Source organism: Cellulosimicrobium sp. KWT-B (assembly GCF_002127155.1).
GTDB lineage: Bacteria > Actinomycetota > Actinomycetes > Actinomycetales > Cellulomonadaceae > Cellulosimicrobium > Cellulosimicrobium funkei.
On sequence record NZ_NEDO01000008.1, the window covers coordinates 51,773 to 76,301 of the forward strand.

Sequence of the window (24,529 nt, forward strand, 5' to 3'; positions counted from 1 at the left end):
TAGACTGGCGACCATGAGCACCGCCCCCGTCCCGCCCGACGCCGCCGCTCCCCCACGCCCCGGGCGCCGCGGCCCCCTGACGCCGGGCGTCGTGGGGCCGCAGCGGCAAGTCCCGACGACGATCGAGCGCCCCGAGTACGTGGGCCGGCCGGGACCGCGGCCCTTCCAGGGCAGTGAGGTCAACGACCCCGCGACCGTCGAGCGCATCCGGGTGGCCTCGCGCGTCGCGGCGCAGGCGCTCGTCGAGGTCGGGCGCCACGTCGCCCCCGGCATCACGACGGACGAGCTCGACCGCGTGGGCCACGAGTTCCTCCTCGACCACGGCGCCTACCCGTCGACGCTCGGCTACCGCGGGTTCCCCAAGTCGCTGTGCACCTCCCTCAACGAGGTCGTGTGCCACGGCATCCCAGACTCCACCGAGCTCGTCGAGGGCGACATCGTCAACGTCGACATCACCGCCTACGTGGGCGGCGTGCACGGCGACACGAACGCCACCTTCACCGTCGGCGAGGTGGACCCGGAGTCGGCGCTGCTCGTCGAGCGCACGCGCGAGGCGCTCGCGCGCGGCATCAAGGCCGTCGCGCCCGGCCGCCAGATCAACGTCGTCGGTCGCGTCATCGAGCGCTACGCCGCCCGCTTCGGGTACGGGGTCGTGCGCGAGTACACGGGCCACGGCGTGGGGCGCGCGTTCCACTCGGGGCTCGTCGTGCCGCACTACGACGCGGCGCCCGACCACGCGACCGTGATCGAGCCCGGGATGGTCTTCACCATCGAGCCCATGCTCACCCTCGGCACGTCCGAGTGGCGGATGTGGGACGACGGGTGGACGGTAGTCACCGCGGACGCCTCGCGGACCGCGCAGTTCGAGCACACGCTGCTGGTGACCGACGACGGAGCGGAGATCCTCACACTGCCATGAACGCCCACCAGGACTCGCACGCCGCACCCCCCGCGGACCGCCCGCGCCCCCGCACCGCCTTCGGCATCGACGTCGGCGGCAGCGGCATCAAGGGCGCCCCGGTCGACCTCGCCACGGGCGAGTTCGCGCAGGAGCGGCACCGCATCCCCACCCCCCAGCCGTCGACGCCGCAGGCCGTCGCGGAGGTGATCGCCGAGCTCGTGGGCGCCTACGACCTCCCGCAGGACGTGCCGATCGGCGTCGCGTTCCCCGCCCCGCTCCAGCACGGCGTCGTGCGGTTCATCGCGAACCTCGACAAGTCGTGGACGGGCGTCGACCTCCCGGCGCTCGTCGCGCGCGAGACGGGACGGCACGTCGTCGCCGTCAACGACGCCGACGCCGCGGGCGTGGGCGAGGTGCGCTACGGCGCCGCGCGCGACGCGGACGGGGTCGTGCTCGTCGCGACGCTCGGCACCGGCATCGGCAGCGCGATCCTCGTCGAGGGCCACCTGCTCCCCAACACGGAGCTCGGGCACCTGGAGATCGACGGGTACGACGCCGAGACCCGGGCCTCCGACGCCGCGCGCGACCGCGAGGACCTCGACTGGGCGCAGTGGGCCGAGCGGCTCCAGCGCTACTTCGGGGTCGTCGAGGACCTGTTCTCGCCCGACCTCATCGTCGTGGGCGGCGGCGTGAGCAAGAAGCACGAGCACTTCCTGCCGCTGCTGCACCTGCGGGCGCCGATCGTGCCCGCCCAGCTGCGCAACGCGGCCGGGATCGTGGGTGCCGCGTCGCTCGCGGCCGACGCCGTCTGACGATCGCCCATGGCGCGAGCCCGGTCCGGAGGGGCCGGGCTCGCCGGTGCCGTCAGGCCGGGCTGACCTCGTGGTGCTCGGTGCCGAAGATCTCGATGACGCCGAGCATCTCGAGGACGTCCGTGACGACCGTCGGCGGGTTGCGCAGCGTCACGGACAGCCCCTCCTCGGAGCCGATCGTGTAGAACTGCACGAGGAACGCGATGCCCGTCGAGTCCATGAACGTCACCTTGGACGTGTCGATGACCACGGGTACGTCGCGTTCGAGAGCGTTGGCGAGCGCGGCGCTCGCCTCGCTGCGCAGGGCGACGTCGATCTCGCCCCACATGTCCACGACGCTCGCGTCGCGTTCCTCGAGCAGCCGGATGCCGCCCGTCCCTGCCCCGGTGTCGCTGCGTTCGAGCTCCTGTACCAACACTGCCCCGCCCTTCGTCCCGCCTTGCCTCGCCCACCCCGACGAGTGCCGCGCCTCCTGCCCGACGCCCCGACCTGTCGGCCCCCTGCTCTCGTACGTCGTCGGGCGACAGCAGGACTCCGGCGTGGTCGGTCGTCGCCAGAGTACCCCACGGATAGCGTCGGCTGGTAGGCCTCTGGCGAAGACTTTACCCAGACCCCCGTGGGCGGCCGTTCACCCGGGCGATGGTTGAGGATTCATTCAACAACTGGACGGCTGTCCAGACGACGACGGCCGCCACGGACCCGGTCTCGGGTCGACGTGACGGCTGTCGTGGCGGGCGCCGGACCTCAGCCGGTGTTCTGCAGGCCGGCCGCGACCCCGTTGACGGTGAGCAGCAGCAGGTGCTGAAGCTCGTCCTTCACGGGGCCCTCCGCGCCGGAGCGCAGGCCGCGCAGCGCGCGGACCTGGAGCAGCGAGAGCGCGTCGACGTACGGGCTGCGGAGCTGGACCGCGCGGCCCAGCACGCGCCGGCCGGCGAGCGGCCACGCGTTCTCCGTCACCGCGAGGACCTGCTCGCGCGTGAGGCGCAGCTCGTCGAGGATCGCCTGCGCGAGGTCGTCGCGGTCCCCGAGCGCGAGGTACCGCTCGGCGATGCGCTCGTCCGTCTTGGCGAGCGACATCTCGACGTTGTCCAGCAGCGTCGCGAAGAGCGGCCACTCGCGGTGCGCCTCGCGCAGCAGCTCGAGGTCGCCGAACTCGCGCAGCGCCGTGCCGAGCCCGTACCAGCCTGCGAGGTTGATGCGCGCCTGCGACCAGGAGAACACCCACGGGATCGCGCGCAGGTCGTCGAGCGACGAGACCGACAGGCCGCGACGTGCCGGGCGGGAGCCGATCGGCAGGAGGCCGACCTCCTCGAGCGGGGTCACCTGCGAGAACCACTGGGGGAACCCGTCCGCGCGCACCAGCTCGTGGAACCGGCGGCGCGACGACTCGTCGAGCGCGGCCGCGAGGTCGCGGTAGCGCTCGGTCGCCTCGGCGTTGCGCTTCTCCGTCGACGGCGCCGACGCGAGCAGCGTCGCCGCGGCGACCTGCTCGATGTGGCGCGACGCGATCGTCGGGTCGCCGTAGCGCGCGAGGATGACCTCGCCCTGCTCGGTGAGCTTGAAGCGGCCGTCGACCGAGCCTGGGGGCTGGGCGAGCACGGCACGGTTGGCCGGGCCGCCGCCGCGGCCGAGGGCACCGCCGCGGCCGTGGAACAGCGTGAGCGTGATGTCGTGGCGCTCGGCCCACTGCGCGATGCGGCTCTGCGCGTCGTGCAGGGCGAGGGTCGCGGACACCGGGCCGACGTCCTTCGACGAGTCCGAGTAGCCGAGCATGACCTCGACGCGGCGCCCGTTCTCGGCGAGCCGGCGCTGCACCTGCGGCAGCGTGAGCATGGACTCGAGGATGTCGACGCTCGCCCGGAGGTCGGCGAAGGTCTCGAACAGCGGGATCGCGTCGACCACGGGCGCCTCGTCGGAGCCCTCGAACGCGAGCTCCGCGAGCTCGTACACCGCGGCCAGGTGCTCCGGCTTCTGCGTGAACGACACGATGTAGCGGCGTGCGGCACGGATCCCGTAGCGCTGCTGGACCGCGCCGAGCGCGCGGAATGTGTCGAGCACCTCGCGCGTACGGTCGGAGAGGTCGCCGTGCAGGCCCTTCTCCGCGATCTCGGCGAGCGCCCCCTCGTGGACCTGGGAGTGCTGGCGCACCTCGAGCTCCGCGAGGTGGAACCCGAACGTCTCGACCTGCCACACGAGCTGCTGCAGGTCCCCGTACGCCGCGCGGGGCGCGCCCGCCGCGACGAGCGACTCCTGGACGACCCGCAGGTCGGACTCGAGCTGCTCGGCGTTCGGGTAGGCGAGGTCGGCGTTGCGGGCCCGCGTCGCGGCGATGCGGTCCGCGACGACGAGCAGGACCGCACGGTGCGGCTCGCGCGGCGACGCCTCCGACGCGGCGACGGTGACCGCCTCCGAGAGCCGGCGCTGGCGCTCCCACAGGGCGCGCAGGCCGTCCGACGGCGGCGTGCCGTCCTGGTCGAGCGTGAGCTTGCGCCCGACGGCGCGCGCCTGCTGCTCGAGCGCCGCGAGCGCGTGGTCGGCGGCGATCGCCGCGGCCTGGCGCGTGACGTCGGCCGTGACGTTCGGGTTGCCGTCGCGGTCGCCGCCGATCCACGTGCCCAGGCTGACGAACGGCCGCACGAGCGGCTCCTCGCGCCCCGCCTCGTCGCCCAGCAGCCAGTCGTCCAGGCGGCGGTAGACGGTGGGGAACGTGTCGAACATCGTCGCGTCGAACACGCCGAGCGCCGTCTTCACCTCGTCGAGGACCGACGGCTTGTGCTCGCGGATGGGGGCGGTGCGCCACATCGTGTCGATCTCGGCGAGGAGACGACGCTCGTTCTCCGCGAGCGACGTGCCGCCGAGGCGCTGCGCGTCCCGCTCGTCGAGGAGCGTCGCGATGCGCCGCACCGCGCCGGAGACCGCACGACGGCGCGCCTCCGTGGGGTGCGCGGTGAGCACGGGGCGGAACTCGAGGCGACGCAGCCGGCGCAGCGCCTCCTCGCGCCCGACCTCGCCGACGAGCTGCTCGAACGCCTCGGGCAGCGAGTCGTCGGGCGTCGTGGCGCGGGTCGCGAACTCCGCCTCGCGCTCGCGCAGGACGCGCACGCGGTGGTTCTCCTCCGCGAGGTTCGCGAGGTGGAAGTAGCACGTGAAGGCCCGGGCGACCTGCTCGGCGCGCGCCATGGACAGGCCCTCGACGAGCGCCTCGGCCTCGGCGAGCACCGCGCCCGACCGGTCGTCGTACGCACGGATCGAGAGCTCGCGGAGCCGCTCGACGTCGTCGAGCAGGTCCTGGCCGCCCGTCTCGCGCAGCACGGTGCCCAGCAGGCCGCCGAGCAGGCGGACGTCGTCGCGCAGCGGGCCCGGGACGTCGTGGCGCGCGAGGCCGCGCCCGGCGTGCCCGGTGTCGTCGGGGAGGTCGGAGACGTCGGCGGAGACCCGGTCGGGGCCGTCGGCAGCACCCGGGGACGGGGACAGTTCCGAAGGGGAGAGGTCGTTCACGGTGACGAGAGTATTCCTTGACCGTCAGGGGACGTCGAGACGTCCGAGGGGTGATCGCTGGTCGAGCACGGGTCGGCCCGGGGTCGTGAGGCCGCAGCCCGGGCGCACCGCAGGAGGTCAGCGGCGCGCGCCGACCCGTACCGCGTCGAACGGCGCGTTCGAGGCCACGCGGTCCTCGATGGAGGCGGTGACGACGTCCTTGGCGACGCGCGCGGCGTCGAGCACGGAGGCGCCCTTCGCGAGCTCCGCTGTGATCGCGGCGGCGAACGTGCAGCCGGCCCCGCTCACGCGCTCCTCGCCGATCTTCGGGGTGCGCAGCACGTGCACCTCGTCGCCGTCGACCAGGACGTCGACCGCGTCGGGGCCGGGCAGCTCGACGCCGCCCTTCGCGACGACGGCGCGCGGGCCGAGCGCCTGGACCTTGCGCGCCGCCTCGACCAGCTCCTCGACCGTCTCGATCGACTCGACGCCCGCGAGCGTGCGCGTCTCGAAGAGGTTGGGCGTGACGACGGTCGCGAGCGGGAGGACCTGCGCGCGCAGCGCCGTGTCGGTGTCGAGGGCGGCACCGGGCTCCTGGCCCTTGCAGATGAGGACCGGGTCGAGCACGACGTGCTCCCACGTGCGCGAGCGCAGCGACTCGGCGACGACGTCGATCGTCGCGGGCGTGCCGAGCATGCCGATCTTCACGACCGAGGGCTCGTGCGTGACCGTCGCCGCCTCGAACTGGTCGGCGATCACCTGCGGGTCCACGGGGACGAAGCGGTGGCCCCACTCGTTCTTCGGGTCGAACGAGACGATGCACGTGAGCGTGCCGACGCCGTAGGCGCCGAGCTCCTGGAACGTCTTCAGGTCGGCCTGGATGCCGGCGCCGCCGGTGGCCTCGGAACCGGCGATGACGTAGGCGAGCGGAGGCGTGTGCGAGTCGTGGTGCGACATGGTGCTCCTCGGCACGAGTAGGACGGGGCCCGTCCTCCCGGTGGTGCCGGGAGAGGCGGGCGGACGCGCCGGCGGACCGGCGTCTCCGCGGCGGGTGCGGCACGACAGCCTAACGCCGCACCGCGGCGCTCACGCCGTCCCGCCGCCTCGCGGCCGCCGCGGCCCGAGCCCGCCCGGGCCGCGCGCGGCCCTCGCGTGCCCGCGCACGAGCAGCGTCCCGAGGCCGAGCAGGAGGGCGGCGAGCGCCGCCAGGCCGGCGGTCGTGGCGCCCGTCACGGCGAGGGCGTACGAGGGCCCCGCGGACGGCCCCGGGGCGGCCGGGTGCGAGGCCGGCGCCGCACCGACGGGCGGCTCCCCCGGGCCCGACGGCGGGAGGCCGGGCCCGGGGCCGGGGCCGGGGCCGGGACCGGGACCGGGAGGAGGTGTCGCTCCGAGCAGCAGGCGGACCGCCGCGGCCGCGACGTCGTTCTCCGGGACGGTGTCCGGTGCGTCGTGCGCGACCCGCGCCGTGACGACGAGGTCCGTGCCCGGCGCTCCGGTGGCGGTGCCCGTGAGGCGGTACGTCACCGCGGCGCCGGGCGGCAGGTCGCCGACGACGCACGTGAGGACCGTCGCCGCCGCGACGGCGAGGGCGGCCGTGGCCGCAGGCGTGCAGCGCACCTCGGCGGTCGCGCCGTCGAAGCTCGCGACGAGCACCGCGTCGGCGTCGGTCAGGCCCCCGGGCACCTCGAGCGTGAGCACCGTGCCGGTCGTGCCCGCCGGGCCGCCGTTGCGCACGACGGCGTCGAGCTGCACGCGCTCGCCCGGTCTCGCCTGGGCCGACGGCGGGGAGAGCGTCACGGACACGTCGGTCGCCGGCGGCGCGGTCACCGTCCCGCACGCCCGGTCGTCGTTGTCGTCCGCGACCGGGTCGAGCGAGCCGGAGCCGACGAGCGCGGTGTTGCAGAGCTCCTGGCCCGTCGTGCCGGCGTCCACGCCGAACGTCACGAGCACGGACGCCGACTCCCCCACGCCGAGCGTCTCGAGCGGGCAGCGCACGATCTCCTCGGTGTCGCCGTCCGCTGTGCTGTACTGCTCCGGAGCCGGGCACTCCCCGCCCGCCTCGCGCACGGCCGACACGTACGACATCCCGGCGGGCACGTTGTCGGACACGACGACGTTCTCGGCGACGGAGGGGCCGTCGTTCGTCACCGTCAGGCGCCAGGTCGCGGGCCGCCCGGCCTGCATCGGGTTCGGCTCGACGAGGGTCTTGACGACCCGCGTGTCGGAGACGTGCTGGACGGTGACCGTCTGGGCGGTCTCGTTGTTGTCCAGGGTGGTCTCCGGCGTCGGCGTCGCGACGACGGCGCGCGCGGGGTAGTCGCCCGCGGGCGTGTCCCCGGGGATCTGGAGGACGACGACGGACGTCGTGGCCACGCCGGGCTCGAACGGCCCCGTGGGGTCGGTGGCCGCGCAGGAGAGCACGTAGGAGAAGTCCTCCCACGCCGCGGCCTGCGGGTCGGCGGGCGGCGGGCGGTTCCAGGTGCACGTGTTGAACGGGACGTCCCAGCTCACGGGAACGAGCCCGGGCGGGAAGGTGGTCACGCCGGTCACGTCCCACGCGGCCGAGGGGCCGTTGTTGATCGTGAAGCCGGTGTAGGTGAGCTGGCCGCCCGCGGCGGGGGTCGTCGTGCTGACCGTCGAGGTGATGGCGACGTCCGCGACGCGCGCGAGACGCACCCGCGCCGTCGCGGTGTTGTCCGCCGGCTCGGGGTCCGTCGCCCCGGACGACGCGGTCGCCGTGTTCTCGACCTCCCGAGGCGCGTCGGTCGACGCCGTGGTGGCCACGACCCGCGTCGCGACCGACCCGCCGACGGCGATCGCGCCGACCGTGCAGCGCACCTGCTGGCGTCGCTGCCCGTCGGTCCCGGTGACGGTGCAGCCGGGGGACGCCGCGGGGTCGAGCGCGAGCCCGACCGGGAGCGTGTCCTCGACGACGGCCTGCTCGACGTCGGACGGCCCGGCGTTGACCGTGGTGAGCGTGAACCCGACGGACCCTCCGACGGGGGCGACGGGGACGCCGTCGGGGTCGACGACGGTGGTGTCGGCGACCTTGAGGAGCCGCAGGTCGGCCTGCTCGACGACGTCGACCGGCGCCGCGGCCTGCACGGACGTCGGTGCGCCCTGAAGGTCCGGGGTGGTGGACGTCGCGGTCGCGACGTTCGTGACCTGCTCGCCCTCCGCGCTGGCGTCGACGAACCCGGAGACCGTCACGACGGCCGGGGCGCTGGCCGCGGGCCACGCGGCGAGCGTGCCGAGCCGGCACGTCACGCGGCCCGGGGAGACGACGCACGTGCCGTTCGTCGTGCTCGCGGCGGTGGCGACGAACCCGGGGGGCATCGGGTCCGTGAGCACGACGCCCGCCGCGTCGGCGACGCCGCCGCCCGCCTCGTCCGGCAACGACACCGTCAGCTGGTAGGCGAACGGGCGCCCCGCGACGAAGGACGGGTGCCCGTCCGCGGGGTTCGGGGTCGTGCCCACCGGCGTCTTCGCGATCCGCAGGTCGGTGCGCTCCTGCGTGACGGCGGTCGTGGCGGCGGCGAGGTTGTTGTCCTGGTCGGTCTCGGGCGTCGAGGTGAAGACGCGCGTGCGGCCCTCGTACGTCCCCGGCTCCTCGTACCCCGCGACGACGGCCTCGAGGCTCACCGGCATGCTCTGGCCGGGCGCGAGGTCGCCGACGGCGCACACGAGCTCGCCGTTGTCGAGCGAGCAGCCCGCGGGCAGCGACTCCTCGACCACGGCGGCGTCGAGGTCGACCGCCTGCCGGAACACGACGTCGCGGGCGACGGACGGGCCGTCGTTGCGCAGCGTGAACGTCACCGTGCGGCGCGACCCGGGCCCGGTGCTGCCGGGGTCGGTCGGGGTGATGGCCGCGTCCGTCACGAGGACGTCCGCCTCCGTCGTGACCGTGCTGGCGGCCGTGGCGGTGTTGTTCGAGACGACCGGGTCGGGGCTGGTGTCCTGGCTGACCACCTCGGCGGAGTTCACGAGCCGCGTCCCCGCGGCCAGCCCCGGGTCGAAGGAGACCTCGACCTCGAGGACGACCGTCTCGTCGGGCGCGAGGTCGGCGGGCAGGACGCACGCGACGACGCCGCCGGTGGTCGTGCAGTCCGGGGCGGTGGGCGACCCGGGGATGGTCGCGCCGACGAAGACCGCGCCGTCGGGCAGCGTGTCGCGGACGGTCGGTGCCGGCGCGACGAGCTGCTCCTCCTCCGGGTCGGGCGGGTGGTTGGTCACGGCGAGCGTGTAGACCCCCGTGCCCCCGGCCGTGACGGTGGCGGGCGCCGTCTTGGTGATGCCGAGGTCGATGTACGGCTCGCCGGTCAGCACCCACGTGGCCGTGTTGTTCGTGGTCGGGCCCTCGTCGGGCGCGGACACGGTCACCGTCTCCGTGACGTCCGGCCCGCCCTCGAGGACCTCCTCGGCGGTCGTCCGGACCGTGACGCTCACGGCCGCCCCCGCGGGCACGGGACCGGGCAGGGTGCAGGTGAGGAGCCCGTGGTCCGGGTCGCCCGGCTGCGGCGTCGCGACCTGGGAGGTGTCGCACGTCCCCGCGTCCGTCTCGACGGCGTCGAACCGCAGGGCGAGCGGCACGAGGTCCGTCACGGTGACGTCGCGCGCGGCGGAGGGCCCGGCGTTGCGCACGGTGATCGTGTAGTCCACCGGCCGGGGCGCCGCGCCGGGCAGCGAGGTCCGGTTGGCCCGCTTGGACACGGACAGGTCGAGGCTCCGCGACACCGGGGTCGTCGCGGTCGCGGTGTCGTTCGCCGGCTCGGGGTCCGCGGTGCTCGTCCGCACGGTCGCGGTGTTCGTCAGCGCGTCGCCCGCGAAGGCCGGGTCGACGGTGCCCGTGACGGTGACCGTCGCGGTCGCCCCGGGCTGCGTCCCGCCGCCCGTCGCGGCGGGCAGGTCCCCGAGCTCGCACGAGAGGGTCTGGCGCCCGGGTGCTGGGGTGTCCTGCTGGACGGTGCACGTGCCGCGGTCGGTGACGGCCGACGTCACGGTGACGCCGGCCGGGGCCGCGTCGGTCACGACCGTGCCGCGAGCGCCCGACGGCCCCCAGTTGTTCGCGACGACGGCGTAGGTGATCGTCGACCCCGCCACCACGCCCGTCGGGCCGGACTTGCCGAGCCGCACGTCCGCCTGCGGCGCGCTCGTGGTCACCTGCGCCGTCGCGCGGTTGTCGCTCGCGTCCGGGTCGGCGGTGGCCGCCGTCGCGGTCGCCGAGTTCCCGACGACGACCCCGCCGTCGAGCGTGGCCGCGAGCACGCCCGTGACCGTCACCGTCGCCGTCGCGCCCGCGGGCAGGGCGGCGACGGCGCACCGCACGCCCGACGCCTGCACGGGAGCGCACACCGCTCCCCCGGTCGTCCCCGTCACGCCGGTCAGGGTGAGCTGGCCCGGGTCGTCGACGGCGTCGGCCAGGACGACGTCCTGCGCGTCGGACGGCCCCTGGTTCGTCACCGAGAGCGTCGACGTGACGGTGGTCCCCGGTGCCGCCGTCGCGGGCGTCGCGGTCTTGGTCACCGCGAGGTCGGCCGCCCGGACGAGCGGCGCGGTGTCCGCCGCGGTGTTGTTCGTGAGGTCGGGGTCGAACGACTCCGTGCTCACGCTCGCGACGTTCGTCACGCTCTGCTGGGCGCTGCCCGCCGGGATGCGCCCGCGGACCACGACGACGACCGAGGCGCCCGGCTCGAGCCGCCCGACCGCGCACACCACCTCCAGCGTGCAGGACACCCCGGGCGGCGCGTCGACGCTCTCGACGGTCGTGCCCGACGGCGCGGGGTCGCGCAGCTCCGTGGTCAGGGCCGGGTTGGGCCCGGCGTTGGAGACGGTGACCGTGCTGACGACCTCGCCGCCCGCCGTCGCCGGGTCGGGCGCGACGTCCTTGGTCACCGCCACGTCGGCCCGCGTCGTGACCACCGTGCTCGCCGGGTTGGTCGTGTACGTCGCCGCGATGCCCGTGGTCGCCGTCCGGTAGTCGAGGTCGGCGAGGTTCGTGACCGTCGTGCCGCCCGCCGCGTCGTCGAGCGTGACCTGGAACGTGTACGCCGACCGGGAGGTGCCGTCGTCGGTGCAGCCGGCGCCCGAGCACGCCATGGTCCCGCCCGCGGTCGCCGAGGCGCCCGCGCCCAGGCGGACCCGGACGGTGCGCCCGTCCACCTCGCCGACGTCGTCGCCCGCTCCCGCCGTGAGCGGCACGGGCGTGGCACCCGGGAAGGGGACGAGGGCGAGCGAGCCCGGCACGAACGTCGTGCCCGGAGGCAGGACGTCCTCGGACACCACCTCGACCGCCGGGTCCTGCCCGGTGTTGGCGTAGTTGAGCGTGTACTGGAGGGTGTCGCCCGGGCGGGCCGGGTCGTTGCCCGCGAGGTTCGTCACGGTCTTGGACGACGCCGTGAACTCCGGCGCGTAGAGGTTGATCGCCATCCCGAGGACGCCCGGGTAGTAGACGTCGCCGTTGCTGGAGAACGTGAAGCGGGCGCTCGTCGCCCCGTTGGGGATGGCCCCGGACGCCCCGAGGTTCTTGATGTCGAAGCCCAGCATGTTGCGGTCGGCCGGGGTACGGGTCTGCACCGACTGGCCGTTCGCCCCGTTGGCGCTGTCGAAGAAGTTCGAGCCCGGGGAGAGCGCGGTGGCGAGCTGCGTGCTGCCCAGCCGCGTGTAGTCGCCGGTCTGGGCGAGGTCGCCCTCGTAGGCCACCACCGTCAGCTGGGCGTCGACCGTCCCCGCCTCCGGGGCGAGGAACCCCGACACCGTGACGTCCTGCGGGCTGCCCGAGCCGACGGCGTTGAACCCCTCGAAGACCGTGAGGTTGCGCAGCGGCAGGCCCGGCGCCGCGTACACGACCGTGAGGGCCCAGCCGGCGTAGCGGTCCTGGCCCGTGGCCGCCTCCACGTCCGCGCCCCAGTACTCCCCGCCGCCCGCCTGCTGCACGATCGTCGTGACGTCCGCGAAGCGCTGGTAGGCGTTGTAGCTGCTGGGGTTCGGGCCGAACTGGTCGCGCGCGGCGGTGCTCGCCGCGACCGTCCGGTACGACGCGGCGCCGGGCGTCCGCAGCCGCATCTGGTCGGCCTGCGCGGCTGAGCCGCCCTGGCCGCCCGCGCCCGCCTGGAGCCGCGCGCCCCAGTACAGGCCGGCCCACAGCACGGTCGACCCGGCCGGGAGGTCGAGCCGCGACATCGACGAGCTGCTCGTCGACGCGTCCGCGTCCGCGTCGAGCTCGACCATCGCGAACCCGTTGTTGTCGGCGGCGGCGCCCGCCCGGGCGCGCGTGCACGACGCCGACGGCGCGCACGTCAGCAGGTTGTTCCCGACCGTGACGACGGCACCGTTCGCGTTCGTCGCGAACTTCGCCGTGAACGGCACCGTGGGCGCGGCCGACGCGCTCGGCGCGGACGGGACCACCAGGAGGGCCACCACCAGGCACCACAGCAGAGCCGTCGCGACGATCGACCGACGGCGGTCCGGCGCGGCTGTGCGTCGTCCCATCTCGTTCTCCGCTCGAGGGGAGTCGTGGGTCCACGCGCGACGTTACGCACGGTCGCGACGCCCCGCACGGCGGGGCGCGTCAGCGGAAGGGCGGGAGGCGGGTGCGGTGGGCCGCACGTCGGTCCTTCGTCCAGCGGATCGAGCGTCGAGCGCCGACGACCGGAACGCCACCGCCCCGCGGAGGAGCGACCCCGACCCGCCTTGACGTCTACGTTGTTCCGATGGACCAGGAGCAGCGCACCGTCCGCGGAACACCAGTCCCCGACGCGCAGATCTCGGCCTGGGCCGACGAGGCCGAGGCTGGATACGACCTGCCCGCCCTCCCCGTGCGTCGGCGTGTCCGCCTCGCGGCCGGCCACGGCCCGGGCAAGCCCGTCACGGTCCGCCTCGACGAGCAGACCCTGACCGCGCTCCGGGAGCGCGCCGCGCAAGAAGGTCTGTCGACAGAGTCGGAGGCGATCCGCGCCGCCGTCCGCGCCTGGGCCTACGGGGCGTGAGCATCCACGCGACGAAGGCCCGCCCACAGTGCCGGGACCGGCTCCAGCACGACCCGCCAACGACCGCAGGATGTCGTGCGGTCCTCACGCGGGCCGATGCAGCGCGGTCCCGTGGAGCCGCAGGTCGGGAGGTGCGATGCGGACGAGTCGGTCTGTACGCCGGGAAGAGCCTGCCTCCAAAAGACGGGGCGGACTCTCTCACCGTCGTACCGTCCATCGCGGCTCGGCCCGTGTTGCACGCTGGGCGTCACCGCAAAGTCCGCCTTGACGATATGACTGCGCACGCTCACCCGCGGGCGTGCATGGCCGGTTGCCCGCACGACCCGCACCACGGTGGTGACACACTCCCTGACCGCGGCCCGTGGGCCTTTCTACTGCGCGGTGCCTTTCCCAGCCAGTTCGAGCGTGGCAGCGCCGTGGGACGGCTGGCACGGCGCACCGTCCAAGAAGCGCTCGTGAGCCTGCGCGACGTCTCCCGCGATGCGCTCAGCGACGTCGACGTGGCTGGTCGGCGGCTGTTGGCCCTCGATCTCGCTCGCCCCCCTTCACGCGGGAAGTGCTGTCCTGGACTACCACTCACCACTGTGCACCGGACGAGTCGGCGGAAACCGCTGTGAGTTCGGATGTCGCCCTGCCCGTCCCGACAGCGATCGTGGTCTTGAAGGTCGGCTGCCGCAAGCGGTTGTGAGGCACGTCTGGAATCGCGGGCCGGTCGGGCATTTCTGAGTCCCCACGGGACGACTGCGCGGCGGCCTCTCGTGCCGCAACCGCGGCGCGTTCTCGATGCTGACGCAGGGTCTCGGCCGCGGTCTGGACTTTCCCGGCGGACTGGGACAGCGTGCGGACTGATTCTCGAACGCCCGCTGCATCATGCACAGTCTCCCGTCGAGGGAACTCCCGAGTTCGTACGTTCGGGTGGCGGCCCCGCTGCCCTCCTCCGGTTTGGTAGGTGCTGGTGCCCCAGTTGTCCAGCAGTCCCTACGAAGTGGTGGGCCGGCAGGGTCGGCGCCCGTCAGCTCCGCCAGGCGACCGCGTCGAGCAGACGCAGGTCCGTCAACCGCGCCATCGCCGCCACCTTGGGGTCGCCATCGGCGGCCAACCGTGCACGGGCGTCAGCAAGCGCGTCCGCGTTCTGCTTGTCGGTGAGGTCTTCACGGATCGACGCCCAGCAGAGGCGACGCGCACCACAGGTCGGGTGTTGGCTGGCCGCAAGGGACGCCGCGGTGGCGTATGTGGCTAGAAGACGAGAGTCGAGGATAGGGAACAACCCGGGCCGTTTGAGGTGCAGCACCTTGTGGAGCTTGGCGACCGCAACGCCCGCCGGAGCCACGGTACGGAAGTGCTCGTGGAGGGCGACAGCCGCGTCGTACAGTCCGTCGCGTTCATCCGGATCGGCGTTGACCAGGCTCGCACCGGTCGGCACATCACCCCACGGGGCCGTGCGGGCGCGCTCCACGAACCAAGCGCTCTGGCTGTTTGAGATGCGGCTCGCGATGATCCGCGTCCTGGCCACCCCCTGGCCCGTCAACGTCCGTGGGTCACCGACCCCGCCCAGGTCATACCTTGCGATCGTGGCGTGGTGTCGCCGCCCATACTCGGACAGCTCGGCGAACACGTCTGCAATGACAGTCCGGGCCAACGCCAATGACAGCTGCACGCCGCACACGCTCTCACACCAGGTCGCGTTCGAACCGCGAAGCCTGTGCCGGGCGTGACCAGTCCCTCTGTTGCTCACCCGACGGGTTGTGGCCCGGTTCGCTGACCAGAACGTCGGTCCGAGAGAACACTCCCAGCACGTCGTATGAGGCGGAGCTCCGGCCAGGGGAGCCCGCGAAGGTGTGAGCACGACTCTCATTCTCTTGGTCCGGCTCCCATACTTCGCCTCGCTCGATCCGGTCGTCGGCGTACCTGTGATCCAGAGACGGACCGGGGCACGCGTACGTCGCGTGGACGCATCTACGGCTCCGTGGGCTAGGCGGCATCAACGGGGCCACGAGCGACACGGTCTGCGAAGAACGATGATCAAACGGTTGACCAACGCGAGAAACGCCCGCTACGGTGTGCGCAACCGCTTAACCACGACGATGGGTAGCAATGGACCAGCGAGGGTTCTACCAGCCGAACGGCGCCTGGGTGGGGGACGTCATCCCCTGGCAGGAGGACGGTGTCTTCCACCTCTTCTACCTGCACGAGACGCGCCGCACACCGAAGAGCGGCATGCCGTGGCACCGGGTCACCACCGAAAACCTGGTCGACTTCCACGACGCCGGAGAGGCGCTCGCCTCGGGCGGACCGTCCGCACCAGACTTCAACGTCTACACGGGCAGCATCGTCCTGGACCGTGAGGGAATCCACCACGCGTTCTACACCGGGCAGAACCCGGCCCACATGGGCGCGGACGGGCGACCGCTCCAGGTGGTCATGCACGCGACGAGCCACGACGGCATGCAGTCCTGGCAGGGCCGCCCCGAGGAGACGTTCGGCGCGACGCCCGGGTACGAGACTGGGGACTGGCGCGACCCGTTCGTGCTCTGGGACGCCGAGGCCGAGCTATGGCGCATGCTGATCACCGCCCGTCATGACCACGGGCCGGAGCGTCGGCGAGGCGTCATCGCCCAGTGCGTCTCGCGCGACCTCACCACCTGGGAGGCTGCCGCGCCGTTCTGGGATCCGCGCCGATACATCGCTCACGAGTGCCCCGAGGTGTTCCAGTGGGGTGAGTGGTGGTACCTCGTCTACTCCGAGTTCAGCGACGCCTTCACCACGCGCTACCGGATGGCCCGCAGCCTGGACGGCCCGTGGCTCGTGCCCGAGCACGACACGCTCGACGGGCGCGCGTACTACGCCGCCAAGTCCGCGGAACGCGACGGACGTCGGTTCTTCTTCGGCTGGATCGCCTCTCGCGAGGGCGGGACCGACGACGGAGCGTGGCAGTGGGCCGGCACGATGTCGGTGCTCGAGGCTGAGCAGCGGGGCGACGGCACCCTCACCTTCCATCCCACACAGGAGCAGCGCGACACATACGTCGATCCGGTCGAGGTCGTCGCCGCCGGGACGATGCTCACCGCTCCCGACGGGCACGCGAGCGTGCTCTCCCCCGAGGACGCACCGAACGCGTTCCGGCTCACCGCCCGATTCGACGTCGGCGCGGGAACCCGTGAGCTCGGTCTGCTGCTGCGCGCGAGCGTCGACGGCGACGAGGGGTACGTGCTGCGCCTCGAACCGCACCGCCAACGCCTCGTCCTGGACCGGTGGCCCCGCCAGCAGACCGGCACCGAGCAGTGGCAGATCTCCGGGGACGTCCCGTTCGCCGTCGAGCTCGAGCGCCCGTGCACGATCGAACCGGGTGAGCACGAGCTCGAGGTGATCGTGGACGGCGACCTGTGCGTCGCCACCGTCGATGACGCGACCGTGCTGAGCACGCGCCTGTACGACCGGGCACACGGCCGCGTCGGAGCGTTCGTCGGGGAGGGCACCGCCACGCTGACCCGCCTCGCGCTCGCCACCCCGGCCAGCCGCCGCCCGGCACGAGAGCTCGACGACGCCACCGACCTCGGCGACGGCGTGCTCGCCACGGCGACGTAGCCCGATCCCTGACCCGCCCCCAATCCAGTTCACCGCACACCCACCGATCAACGGAGATTTCCACCATGGCTCTCAGGAAGCGCAACGCAGCACTCCTCGCCGCCGCCGTGACCACCGCCCTCGCGCTCACCGGGTGCGCGGGTGGGGCCGGCGGCTCCGACCCCACCGACGTCAACCCCGAGGGCGAAATCGATCCCCGCGAGATCTCCTGGCTCCTCTCGCGGCCCGCCGACGGCGGCGTCATCACCGCGATGGAGCAGATCGCGGACGAGTACGCGGCCGAGCACCCCGGCTTCTCGTTGAACCTCATCACCACTCCCGACCGGCCGTCGTACATCCAGAAGTACGAGACCCTCGCGGCCGCGAACAAGCTCCCCGAGCTCTTCGACACCGACGCCACGCCCTTCGCGCAGAAACTCGCGAGCCAGGACCGGATGATCGACGTCGACGTACTGCTCGACGACCTCGGCCTCGCCGAGGACTACCGCGAAGCGGCGCTGGGCTACCAGCGTTTCGACGACGGTTCGCTGTACATGGTGCCGTTCGAGTTCCAGCTCGAGTTCTTCTGGTACAACACCGCGCTGTTCGACGAGGCTGGAGTCACGGTCCCCGCGACGCTCGACGACTTCCCGCAGCTGTGCCGGGACCTGCGCGCCCAGGGCATCACACCGATCGCGCTCAACGGGCAGGACCAGTGGCCTCTCGAGCGGTACATGGCCTACTACCCGTTCCGCATGGCTGGGCCCGAGTACGTCCAGGACCTCAAGAACGGTGACGCGGCGTTTGCCGACCCCGCCGGCGTCGCCGCCGCCGAGTGGCTGTCCGCGCTCGGGGAGGCCGGGTGCTTCCAGGAGGGCTTCTCCTCCACCGGCTACGCCGACGCTCAGGCGCTGTTCACCTCGGGGAAGGCCGCCGTCTACAACATCGGCACCTGGGAGCTGGGCAATCTCGCCACGGAAGCGCTCGACCCGGGGGTGCGCGACGACGTGGACTACTTCACCCTCCCCACGATCGACGGTGCCGTCACCACGGACGACGAGTACGTCACGCCTTCTGGGATCGGCATGGCCGTCAACGCCCAGACGTACGACCCGCTGGTCCGGGACTTCCTGAAGTTCGCGCTCGAGCGGTACCCCGAGATCTACGCGGCGACGGGCGCACTGTCTCCCACGACGACCGCGCAGACCACGATCCCCGCCGACGCGACCCCGCTGTACTCCCGCGCGGTCGAGCAGGCGGACACGGTCGGACCGAAGATCGCGATGCCCTGGGACACCCAGCTCGACCCGGCCACCAACACCCGGCTCCAGCAGGAGCTGACGCTGCTGGTCCAGGGCGACATCACGCCGGAGGAGTTCGTGACGACCATGGACGCGACGCTGCGGGAGAACACCGATGGCTGACACCGCCACCGTCGACGTCGCGGCGCCACCGCGACGTCGACCGCAGACACGGCGCACGCCCCTGAGGTCGTCGATGCTTCCGCGCCGGTCGCGGATCGCAGTCCTCGTCTTCCTGGTGCCACCGCTCGTCCTGTACGGCGTGGCGGTGCTGCTCCCGATCGTGCAGTCCCTGTTCTTGAGCCTGTTCCGGTGGGACGGGATCAGCGACATGGACTTCGTCGGCCTGGACAACTACATCAAGATGTTCACGCGCGACGACGTCTTCTGGACCGCGTTCGGCAACGCTCTCGGCTACCTCGCTATCTGCCTGGTGCTCCAGCTCGGCGGCGCGCTAGCCGTCGCGGGGCTCCTGACAGCGCTCCCTCGCGCACGCGAGCTCGTCAAGACCCTCTACCTGCTGCCGGCCGTCATCTCGACCGTCGCGATCGCGTTCCTGTTCCAGCGCATCTACTCCCTCGAGCCCGTCGGCCTGCTCAACCAGATCCTGGGATGGGTGGGGCTGGAGAGCCTGCAGACCGCGTGGCTGTCGAACGTGGACACCGTGCTCGCCGCGGTGTCCATTCCTGAGGGGTGGCGGTTCACCGGCCTGTACATGCTCATCGTCTACGCGGCGCTTATCGCCGTGCCCCGCGAGCTCGAGGAGGCTGCACGCCTCGACGGCGCATCGTGGTGGCAGGTGTTCTGGCGGATCCGCTTCCCCTACATCCGCCCCGTCTGGATCACGACGACGATCATGGCGACGACCTTCGCCCTGCGCGGGTTCGACATCCCGTACCTGCTGACCAACGGCGGCCCCGGCCAGGCCTCCGAGCTGCTGACCACCTACATGTACAAGACCGCGTTCGTGCACACCGACTACGGCTACGCCAGTGCGATCTCCGTGTTCATCGTGGTCGAGTGCCTGGTCGCGGTCGGCCTCATCTTCCTCCTGCTCCGTCGAAGGGACGCCTCGTGACCACGCCCGTCCTGGCCCGATCCACGGGCGACACCTCGCGCCCCCCGCGCCCGCCGGCCCGAGCGCACTCATCGCGCTCCTCCCGGCTCCGCGTCCAGCGCACCCTGCTGACCGTCACGATCGTCGCGATCGTCGTCGTCCAGGTCTACCCGCTCGCCTGGCTGTTCCTCACGAGCTTCCGTACCGCGGCAGACTTTGCCGGCGGGAACCCGTTCGCGATCCCCGGCGAGCTCACGCTCGACAACTACGCGCGGGCGTTCGCGACCGGCAACCTGTGGATGAACATCGTCAACAGCTTCGTCGTGACCCTCGGTGCGAGCGCGCTCATCGTCATCGCCGGGATGATGGGTGCCTTCGCCCTGCAGGTGCTCGGCTTCCGGTTCAGCGGGCTCGTGCGTGCCCTGTTCCTGCTGGGCATCATCGTGCCCGTCCAGATCGCGCTCGTCCCGCTCTTCGTCGACTACGCGCAGGTGGGGCTGCTCGACACGTACGCCTCGATGATCATCCCGCTCGCGGCGTTCTCGCTGCCGATGGCGATCTACCTGTTCTCCTCGTTCTACGAGTACATTCCCCGAGAGATGTACGAAGCGGCGTCACTCGACGGCGCGGGCCCGTACCGGATCTTTGCCCGCATCACGACCCCGCTGTCGGTGAACACCATCATCACGGTGGTCCTCGTGAACAGCATCTTCATTTGGAACGACTTCATCTTCGCCAACACGTTCGTCCTGTCCGACGGGCTCAAGACGATCCCCCTCGGCCTGCAGAACTACATCGGCGCCATGGGGAACACCGACTGGACGGCTACCTTCGCGGCCGTGTGCGTCACCGTGACGCCGTTGCTGCTGGTATTCCTCGTCCTGAACAAGGCGATGATCAACGGACTCGAGAGCGGGGCGACCAAGGGATGAGCACGACAGGCAACGGCAAGCACGGAGCGACCGTCACGATGCGCGACGTCGCGAAGCTCGCGGGCGTCTCGGTCGCCACGGTCTCGCACGTCGTGAACGACAAGCCCGGTGCGCGCATCGGCAAGGACGCCCGGCGACGGGTGCAGGAGGCCGTCGAGCAGCTCGGCTACCGCCCCAACGCCCTGGCGAAAACCCTCTCGCGGGGCACCTCACCCTTTATCGGGCTCGTCGCCGACGAGATCGCCACCACCCCGTTCGCCGGGCAGATCATCCACGGTGCACAGGACGAGGCGTGGAAGCACGGCTACGTCCTGCTCGTCGCCAACACCGACGGGAACGTGGCGGCAGAGAACGACGCCATCGCGATGATGCTCGAGCATCAGGTCCGCGGGATCCTCTACTCCACCTGGTACCACCGCGAGATCGTCGTCCCCGAGCCGCTGCACCAGACCGACACGATCCTGGTCGACTGCTACGCCGACGGCAGCGGGCTGCCTGCCGTGGTCCCCGACGAGGAGCAGGGCGGGCGGACCGCCACCGAGGAGCTCCTCGCCGCCGGTCACCGGCGTATCGCCTTCCTCAACACCACCACCCCATCCCCTGCGCAGTCCGGTCGTCTGGCCGGCTACCGCGCCGCGCTCGAGGCAGCAGGCGTCGGGTTCGACCCCGGGCTCGTCGTGTCCGTGGCGCCCGAGCAGGAGGGCGGCTACGCCGGGGCGTCGCACGTCGTCGCCTCCGGTGCGACCGCCGTGTTCTGCCACAACGACCGCGTCGCGATGGGCCTGTACGACGGCCTGCGCGAGCGCGGGCTGCGCATCCCTGACGATGTCGCCGTGATGGGCTTTGACAACCAGGACGTCATCGCCGCCCACCTGCGCCCGACCCTGTCCACCGTGGCGCTGCCGCACTATGAGCTCGGCGCCGCAGGCGTGCGCATACTCCTCGGCGTCGACCCCGCTCCGGACGACAAGCCCCGTCTCATCTCCTGCCCGCCCGTACGCCGGCACTCGGTCTGAGGAGTCCATCCCGTGTCGCCGATGAGCACCGAAGTCCCCCGCCCCCGATTCCACTTCACCCCCAGGCGAAACTGGATGAACGACCCCAACGGGCTCGTGCACCACGAAGGCCTCTGGCATCTGTACTACCAGCACAACCCGGAGGGTTCTGACTGGGGCAACATGAGCTGGGGCCACGCCACGAGCCCCGACCTCGAGCACTGGACCGAGCACCCCGTCGCGCTCCCGCACCGCACCGGCGAGCAGATCTTCTCCGGCTCCGTCGTGGCGTCGCGTGCCGGCGGCGACGTGCTCACCGCGTACTACACCAGCGCCTACGACGACGGACGCCAAGCGCAGTCGCGTGCGACCAGCCACGACGGCGGCTTCACATGGGAGACCGACCCCTCCAACCCGGTCCTCGACCGGGGCACCACCGCGTTCCGCGACCCCAAGGTGATCCGCTACGACGACGGCCGCGACCCCTGCTGGGTCATGCTCACCGTCGAGGCAGACAACCGACAGGTCCTGCTCTACACCTCAGAGGACCTGCTGTCCTGGGAGCACCTGAGCACCTTCGGTCCCCTGGGGACGACCGGTGTCGTCTGGGAGTGCCCCGACCTGGTCAGGCTGCCCCTGGACGGCGACGCCGACAATCCCAGGTGGGTCTTGCTGCTCAGCACCAACCCGGTCGTCGACAACCCCGATCCCACCGGCTCATCGATGTACTACGTCGTCGGGCACTTCGACGGCACCGCGTTCCACCCGGACTCCCCCGAACTCCGCCGCCTCGACCACGGGCGCGACTACTACGCGGCCGTCACGTTCGACGACGCCCCGGGCGGAGAGGCCGTGACGATCGGATGGATGAGCAACTGGCGCTACGCGCACGCGTTCCCCTCGACACCGTGGCGCGGGGCGATGTCGTTGCCGCGTGTCCTGGCGCTACGCACCATGCAGGGGCGGCCCACCCTCGTCCAATCACCACCGACCTTCATCCGAAAGCTCCTCGAGCACGCATCGCCGGCCACGGTCGCCGTCGGGGACGTCCCCGCCCTGCTCACGCTCTCCGGGCACTCGCTGATCGAGATCCACTGGGACCCCTCGACCACCGGCTCGCTCGACTTGCGGCTGCGCGGAGAGGCGGACTCCTTCGTCGACCTCTCGCACCATCCCCGCACCGGAACTCTCCACGTCACCCGCGGAGGTCCCGCTGCTCAGGCCGTGCACCGCGACTTCCCGTCGACGAGCACGCTGCCGCTACCCGCGGACCGCCCGGCGCGACTGCTCCTCAGCCTCGACGGGCCCCTCCTCGAGGTCTTCGTCAACGCCGGCGAAGCGACCGCGTCGAACCTGGTCGTCCTCGGCGCTACGGGTGTCACCGCGAGCATCAAGACAGCACGACCAGGAACCGTGCACGTCACCGCAGTGGACATCGAAATGCCTACCGGACTCGACGCTCTGGTCCCGGCCGCCGTGCTCGACTGACCAGCGCTCCCACCCCGACAGCTCTCCTTCTACCGCTGCCCGAACCAGGGTGGACGCTTCGTCGCGCCCACCCGTCCACGAGAGGAACCAGCAATGACGCCGTCCGTCTCACGTCGCACCGTGCTCCAGGGAGCAGGCGCCGGAGCGCTCGCTCTGATCTTCGGAGGCGCTGTGCCGCCCGCAGCCCGCGCATCCGCTCCGGGCTCGCTCCGCGCCGTCTACCACATGACTCCGCCCAGCGGCTGGCTCTGCGACCCGCAACGCCCGGTCACCACGCACGGCGCCTACCAGCTGTACTACCTGCACTCCGACCAGAACAACGGCCCCGGCGGCTGGGACCACGCGACCACGACCGACGGTGTCGCCTTCACCCACCACGGCACCGTGATGCCGCTCCAGCCTGACTTCCCCGTCTGGTCCGGGTCAGCCGTCGTCGACACCGAGAACACGGCAGGCTTCGGCGCCGGCGCGGTCGTCGCACTCGCGACGCAACCGACCGACGGCATCCGCAAGTACCAGGAGCAGTACCTGTACTGGTCGACCGACGGCGGGTTCACGTTCACCGCCCTGCCCGACCCCGTCATCGTCAACACCGATGGCCGCACCGCGACGACCCCCGCCGAGATCGAGAACGCCGAGTGGTGCCGCGACCCCAAGATCCACTGGGACACCGCCCGCGGGGAATGGGTCTGCGTCATCGGACGACTGCGGTACGCCGCGTTCTACACCTCGCCGAACCTGCGCGACTGGACGCTTCGCCGCAACTTCGACTACCCGAACCATGCCCTCGGCGGCATCGAGTGCCCCGACCTGTTCGAGATCACCGCAGACGACGGGACACGCCACTGGGTGCTCGCCGCCAGCATGGACGCCTACGGCATCGGCCTCCCCATGACGTACGCCTACTGGACAGGCACCTGGGACGGCGAGCAGTTCCACGCCGACGACCTCACCCCGCAATGGCTCGACTGGGGCTGGGACTGGTACGCGGCCGTCACCTGGCCATCGATCGACGCGCCCGAGACGAAGCGCCTCGCCATCGCGTGGATGAACAACTGGAAGTACGCCGCACGCGACGTCCCCACCGACGCCACCGACGGCTACAACGGGCAGAACTCGATCGTCCGCGAGCTGCGGCTCGCCCGGCAGCCCGGCGGCTGGTACACCCTCCTGAGCACACCCGTGGCAGCGCTGGCGAACTACGTCACCGCCACCACCACACTCCCCGACCGGACCGTCGACGGCAGCGCCGTCCTGCCATGGAACGGACGCGCATACGAGATCGAGCTCGACATCGCCTGGGACACCGCGACGAACGTCGGCATCTCCGTGGGCCGCTCCCCCGACGGAGCCCGGCACACGAACATCGGCAAGTACGGAGCAGACCTGTACGTCGACCGAGGCCCCTCCGACCTCGCCGGGTACTCGCTCGCGTCCTACTCCCGGGCCGCCGCCCCCATCGACCCCGGCGCCCGATCCGTGCACCTGCGCATCCTCGTCGACACCCAGAGCGTCGAGGTCTTCGTCAACGCCGGCCACACCGTGCTCTCCCAGCAGGTCCACTTCGCCGAGACCGACACAGGCATCTCGCTCTACACCGACGGCGGCCCCGCGCAGTTCACCGGCATCGTCATCCGCGAGTTCGGCCAGGTGATCTAGACGATGCACGCCACGACGCCCACTGAACACAGACCTGGCGAGACGACGCCGAACAATCGACACGTCCTCGTCGTCGGTGAGGCGCTCGTCGACGTCGTGCACCGCGCGGAGGGCAGCGTCGCCGAGCACCCCGGGGGCAGCCTCGCGAACGTCGCGCTCACGCTCGGCCGGCTCGGGCGGGACGCCCGGCTCGCCACGTGGCTCGGGCACGACGCGCACGGCGAGGCGGTGCGGGCGTGGCTCGACGACTCCGCCGTGACCCTCACGCCCGGCAGCACCGACGCCCCCACGACGAGCGTCGCCACCGCGCACCTCGACGCGTACGGCGCGGCCACGTACGAGTTCGACCTGGAGTGGC

General features: G+C 72.2%; 16 protein-coding genes. 11 read left to right on the plus strand and 5 right to left on the minus strand.

Annotated features, from left to right (window positions below):
• The first annotated feature begins 13 nt into the window (after positions 1–13).
• Both map and ppgK read left to right on the plus strand, forming a co-directional pair.
• Entirely contained in the window at positions 14–919 is a 906-nt protein-coding gene (map, locus tag B9L22_RS19300) for a type I methionyl aminopeptidase (RefSeq protein WP_086151558.1), read from the plus strand.
• Positions 916–1,713 (plus strand): polyphosphate--glucose phosphotransferase, encoded by a 798-nt coding sequence (gene ppgK, locus B9L22_RS19305; protein ID WP_021482429.1) that lies wholly within the window; start codon positions 916–918, stop codon positions 1,711–1,713. The genes map and ppgK overlap by 4 nt, the downstream gene beginning before the upstream one ends.
• Positions 1,714–1,765: 52 nt before the next feature.
• On the opposite strand, the gene B9L22_RS19310 is transcribed toward ppgK, so the two are convergent.
• The 4 genes from B9L22_RS19310 to B9L22_RS19325 all read right to left on the minus strand — a co-directional run bounded on the left by B9L22_RS19310 (position 1,766) and on the right by B9L22_RS19325 (position 12,678).
• On the minus strand, positions 1,766–2,131 hold the full coding sequence (locus B9L22_RS19310; protein ID WP_021482430.1) for an STAS domain-containing protein: 366 nt from the start codon (positions 2,129–2,131) through the stop codon (positions 1,766–1,768).
• A gap of 326 nt (positions 2,132–2,457) precedes the next feature.
• On the minus strand, positions 2,458–5,067 hold the full coding sequence (locus B9L22_RS19315) for a phosphoenolpyruvate carboxylase (RefSeq protein ID WP_233140257.1): 2,610 nt from the start codon (positions 5,065–5,067) through the stop codon (positions 2,458–2,460).
• A gap of 261 nt (positions 5,068–5,328) precedes the next feature.
• Positions 5,329–6,147 carry a bifunctional hydroxymethylpyrimidine kinase/phosphomethylpyrimidine kinase gene (thiD, locus tag B9L22_RS19320; RefSeq protein ID WP_086151559.1) on the minus strand — a complete coding sequence of 273 codons (819 nt, stop codon included), beginning with the start codon at positions 6,145–6,147 and terminating at the stop codon, positions 5,329–5,331.
• 129 nt (positions 6,148–6,276) lie between these two features.
• Positions 6,277–12,678, minus strand: coding sequence for a DUF11 domain-containing protein (locus tag B9L22_RS19325; RefSeq protein ID WP_086151560.1), 6,402 nt, complete (start codon positions 12,676–12,678; stop codon positions 6,277–6,279).
• A 221-nt stretch (positions 12,679–12,899) separates the two neighbouring features.
• Between B9L22_RS19325 and B9L22_RS19330 the strand changes: the two genes are divergently transcribed.
• Positions 12,900–13,175 carry a ribbon-helix-helix domain-containing protein gene (locus B9L22_RS19330; RefSeq protein WP_086151561.1) on the plus strand — a complete coding sequence of 92 codons (276 nt, stop codon included), beginning with the start codon at positions 12,900–12,902 and terminating at the stop codon, positions 13,173–13,175.
• 1,012 nt (positions 13,176–14,187) lie between these two features.
• Here the strand turns inward: B9L22_RS19330 and B9L22_RS19335 are convergent.
• The gene (locus tag B9L22_RS19335; protein WP_143317399.1) at positions 14,188–14,790 is read right to left on the minus strand and encodes a DUF6308 family protein; all 603 of its coding nucleotides are present in this window, start codon (positions 14,788–14,790) and stop codon (positions 14,188–14,190) included.
• A gap of 479 nt (positions 14,791–15,269) precedes the next feature.
• Between B9L22_RS19335 and B9L22_RS19340 the strand changes: the two genes are divergently transcribed.
• The 8 genes from B9L22_RS19340 to B9L22_RS19375 all read left to right on the plus strand — a co-directional run.
• Entirely contained in the window at positions 15,270–16,760 is a 1,491-nt protein-coding gene (locus B9L22_RS19340) for a GH32 C-terminal domain-containing protein (RefSeq protein ID WP_086151563.1), read from the plus strand.
• Between the two features lie 65 nt (positions 16,761–16,825).
• Positions 16,826–18,163, plus strand: a complete 1,338-nt coding sequence (locus tag B9L22_RS19345; protein WP_086151564.1) for an ABC transporter substrate-binding protein — start codon at positions 16,826–16,828, stop codon at positions 18,161–18,163.
• Positions 18,164–18,236: 73 nt separating this feature from the next.
• Positions 18,237–19,118, plus strand: coding sequence for a carbohydrate ABC transporter permease (locus B9L22_RS19350; protein ID WP_086151565.1), 882 nt, complete (start codon positions 18,237–18,239; stop codon positions 19,116–19,118).
• Positions 19,115–20,029 (plus strand): carbohydrate ABC transporter permease, encoded by a 915-nt coding sequence (locus B9L22_RS19355; RefSeq protein ID WP_228484995.1) that lies wholly within the window; start codon positions 19,115–19,117, stop codon positions 20,027–20,029. Before B9L22_RS19350 ends, B9L22_RS19355 begins: the two co-directional genes overlap by 4 nt.
• On the plus strand, positions 20,026–21,045 hold the full coding sequence (locus tag B9L22_RS19360; RefSeq protein WP_086151566.1) for a LacI family DNA-binding transcriptional regulator: 1,020 nt from the start codon (positions 20,026–20,028) through the stop codon (positions 21,043–21,045). The genes B9L22_RS19355 and B9L22_RS19360 overlap by 4 nt, the downstream gene beginning before the upstream one ends.
• Positions 21,046–21,066: 21 nt before the next feature.
• Entirely contained in the window at positions 21,067–22,512 is a 1,446-nt protein-coding gene (locus tag B9L22_RS19365; protein WP_086151567.1) for a glycoside hydrolase family 32 protein, read from the plus strand.
• A gap of 93 nt (positions 22,513–22,605) precedes the next feature.
• Complete coding sequence (locus tag B9L22_RS19370; protein WP_086151568.1) at positions 22,606–24,171, plus strand: glycoside hydrolase family 32 protein; 1,566 nt, start codon at positions 22,606–22,608, stop codon at positions 24,169–24,171.
• 3 nt (positions 24,172–24,174) lie between these two features.
• A partial coding sequence (locus tag B9L22_RS19375) for a PfkB family carbohydrate kinase (RefSeq protein WP_233140254.1) occupies positions 24,175–24,529 on the plus strand: 355 nt, incomplete at its 3' end.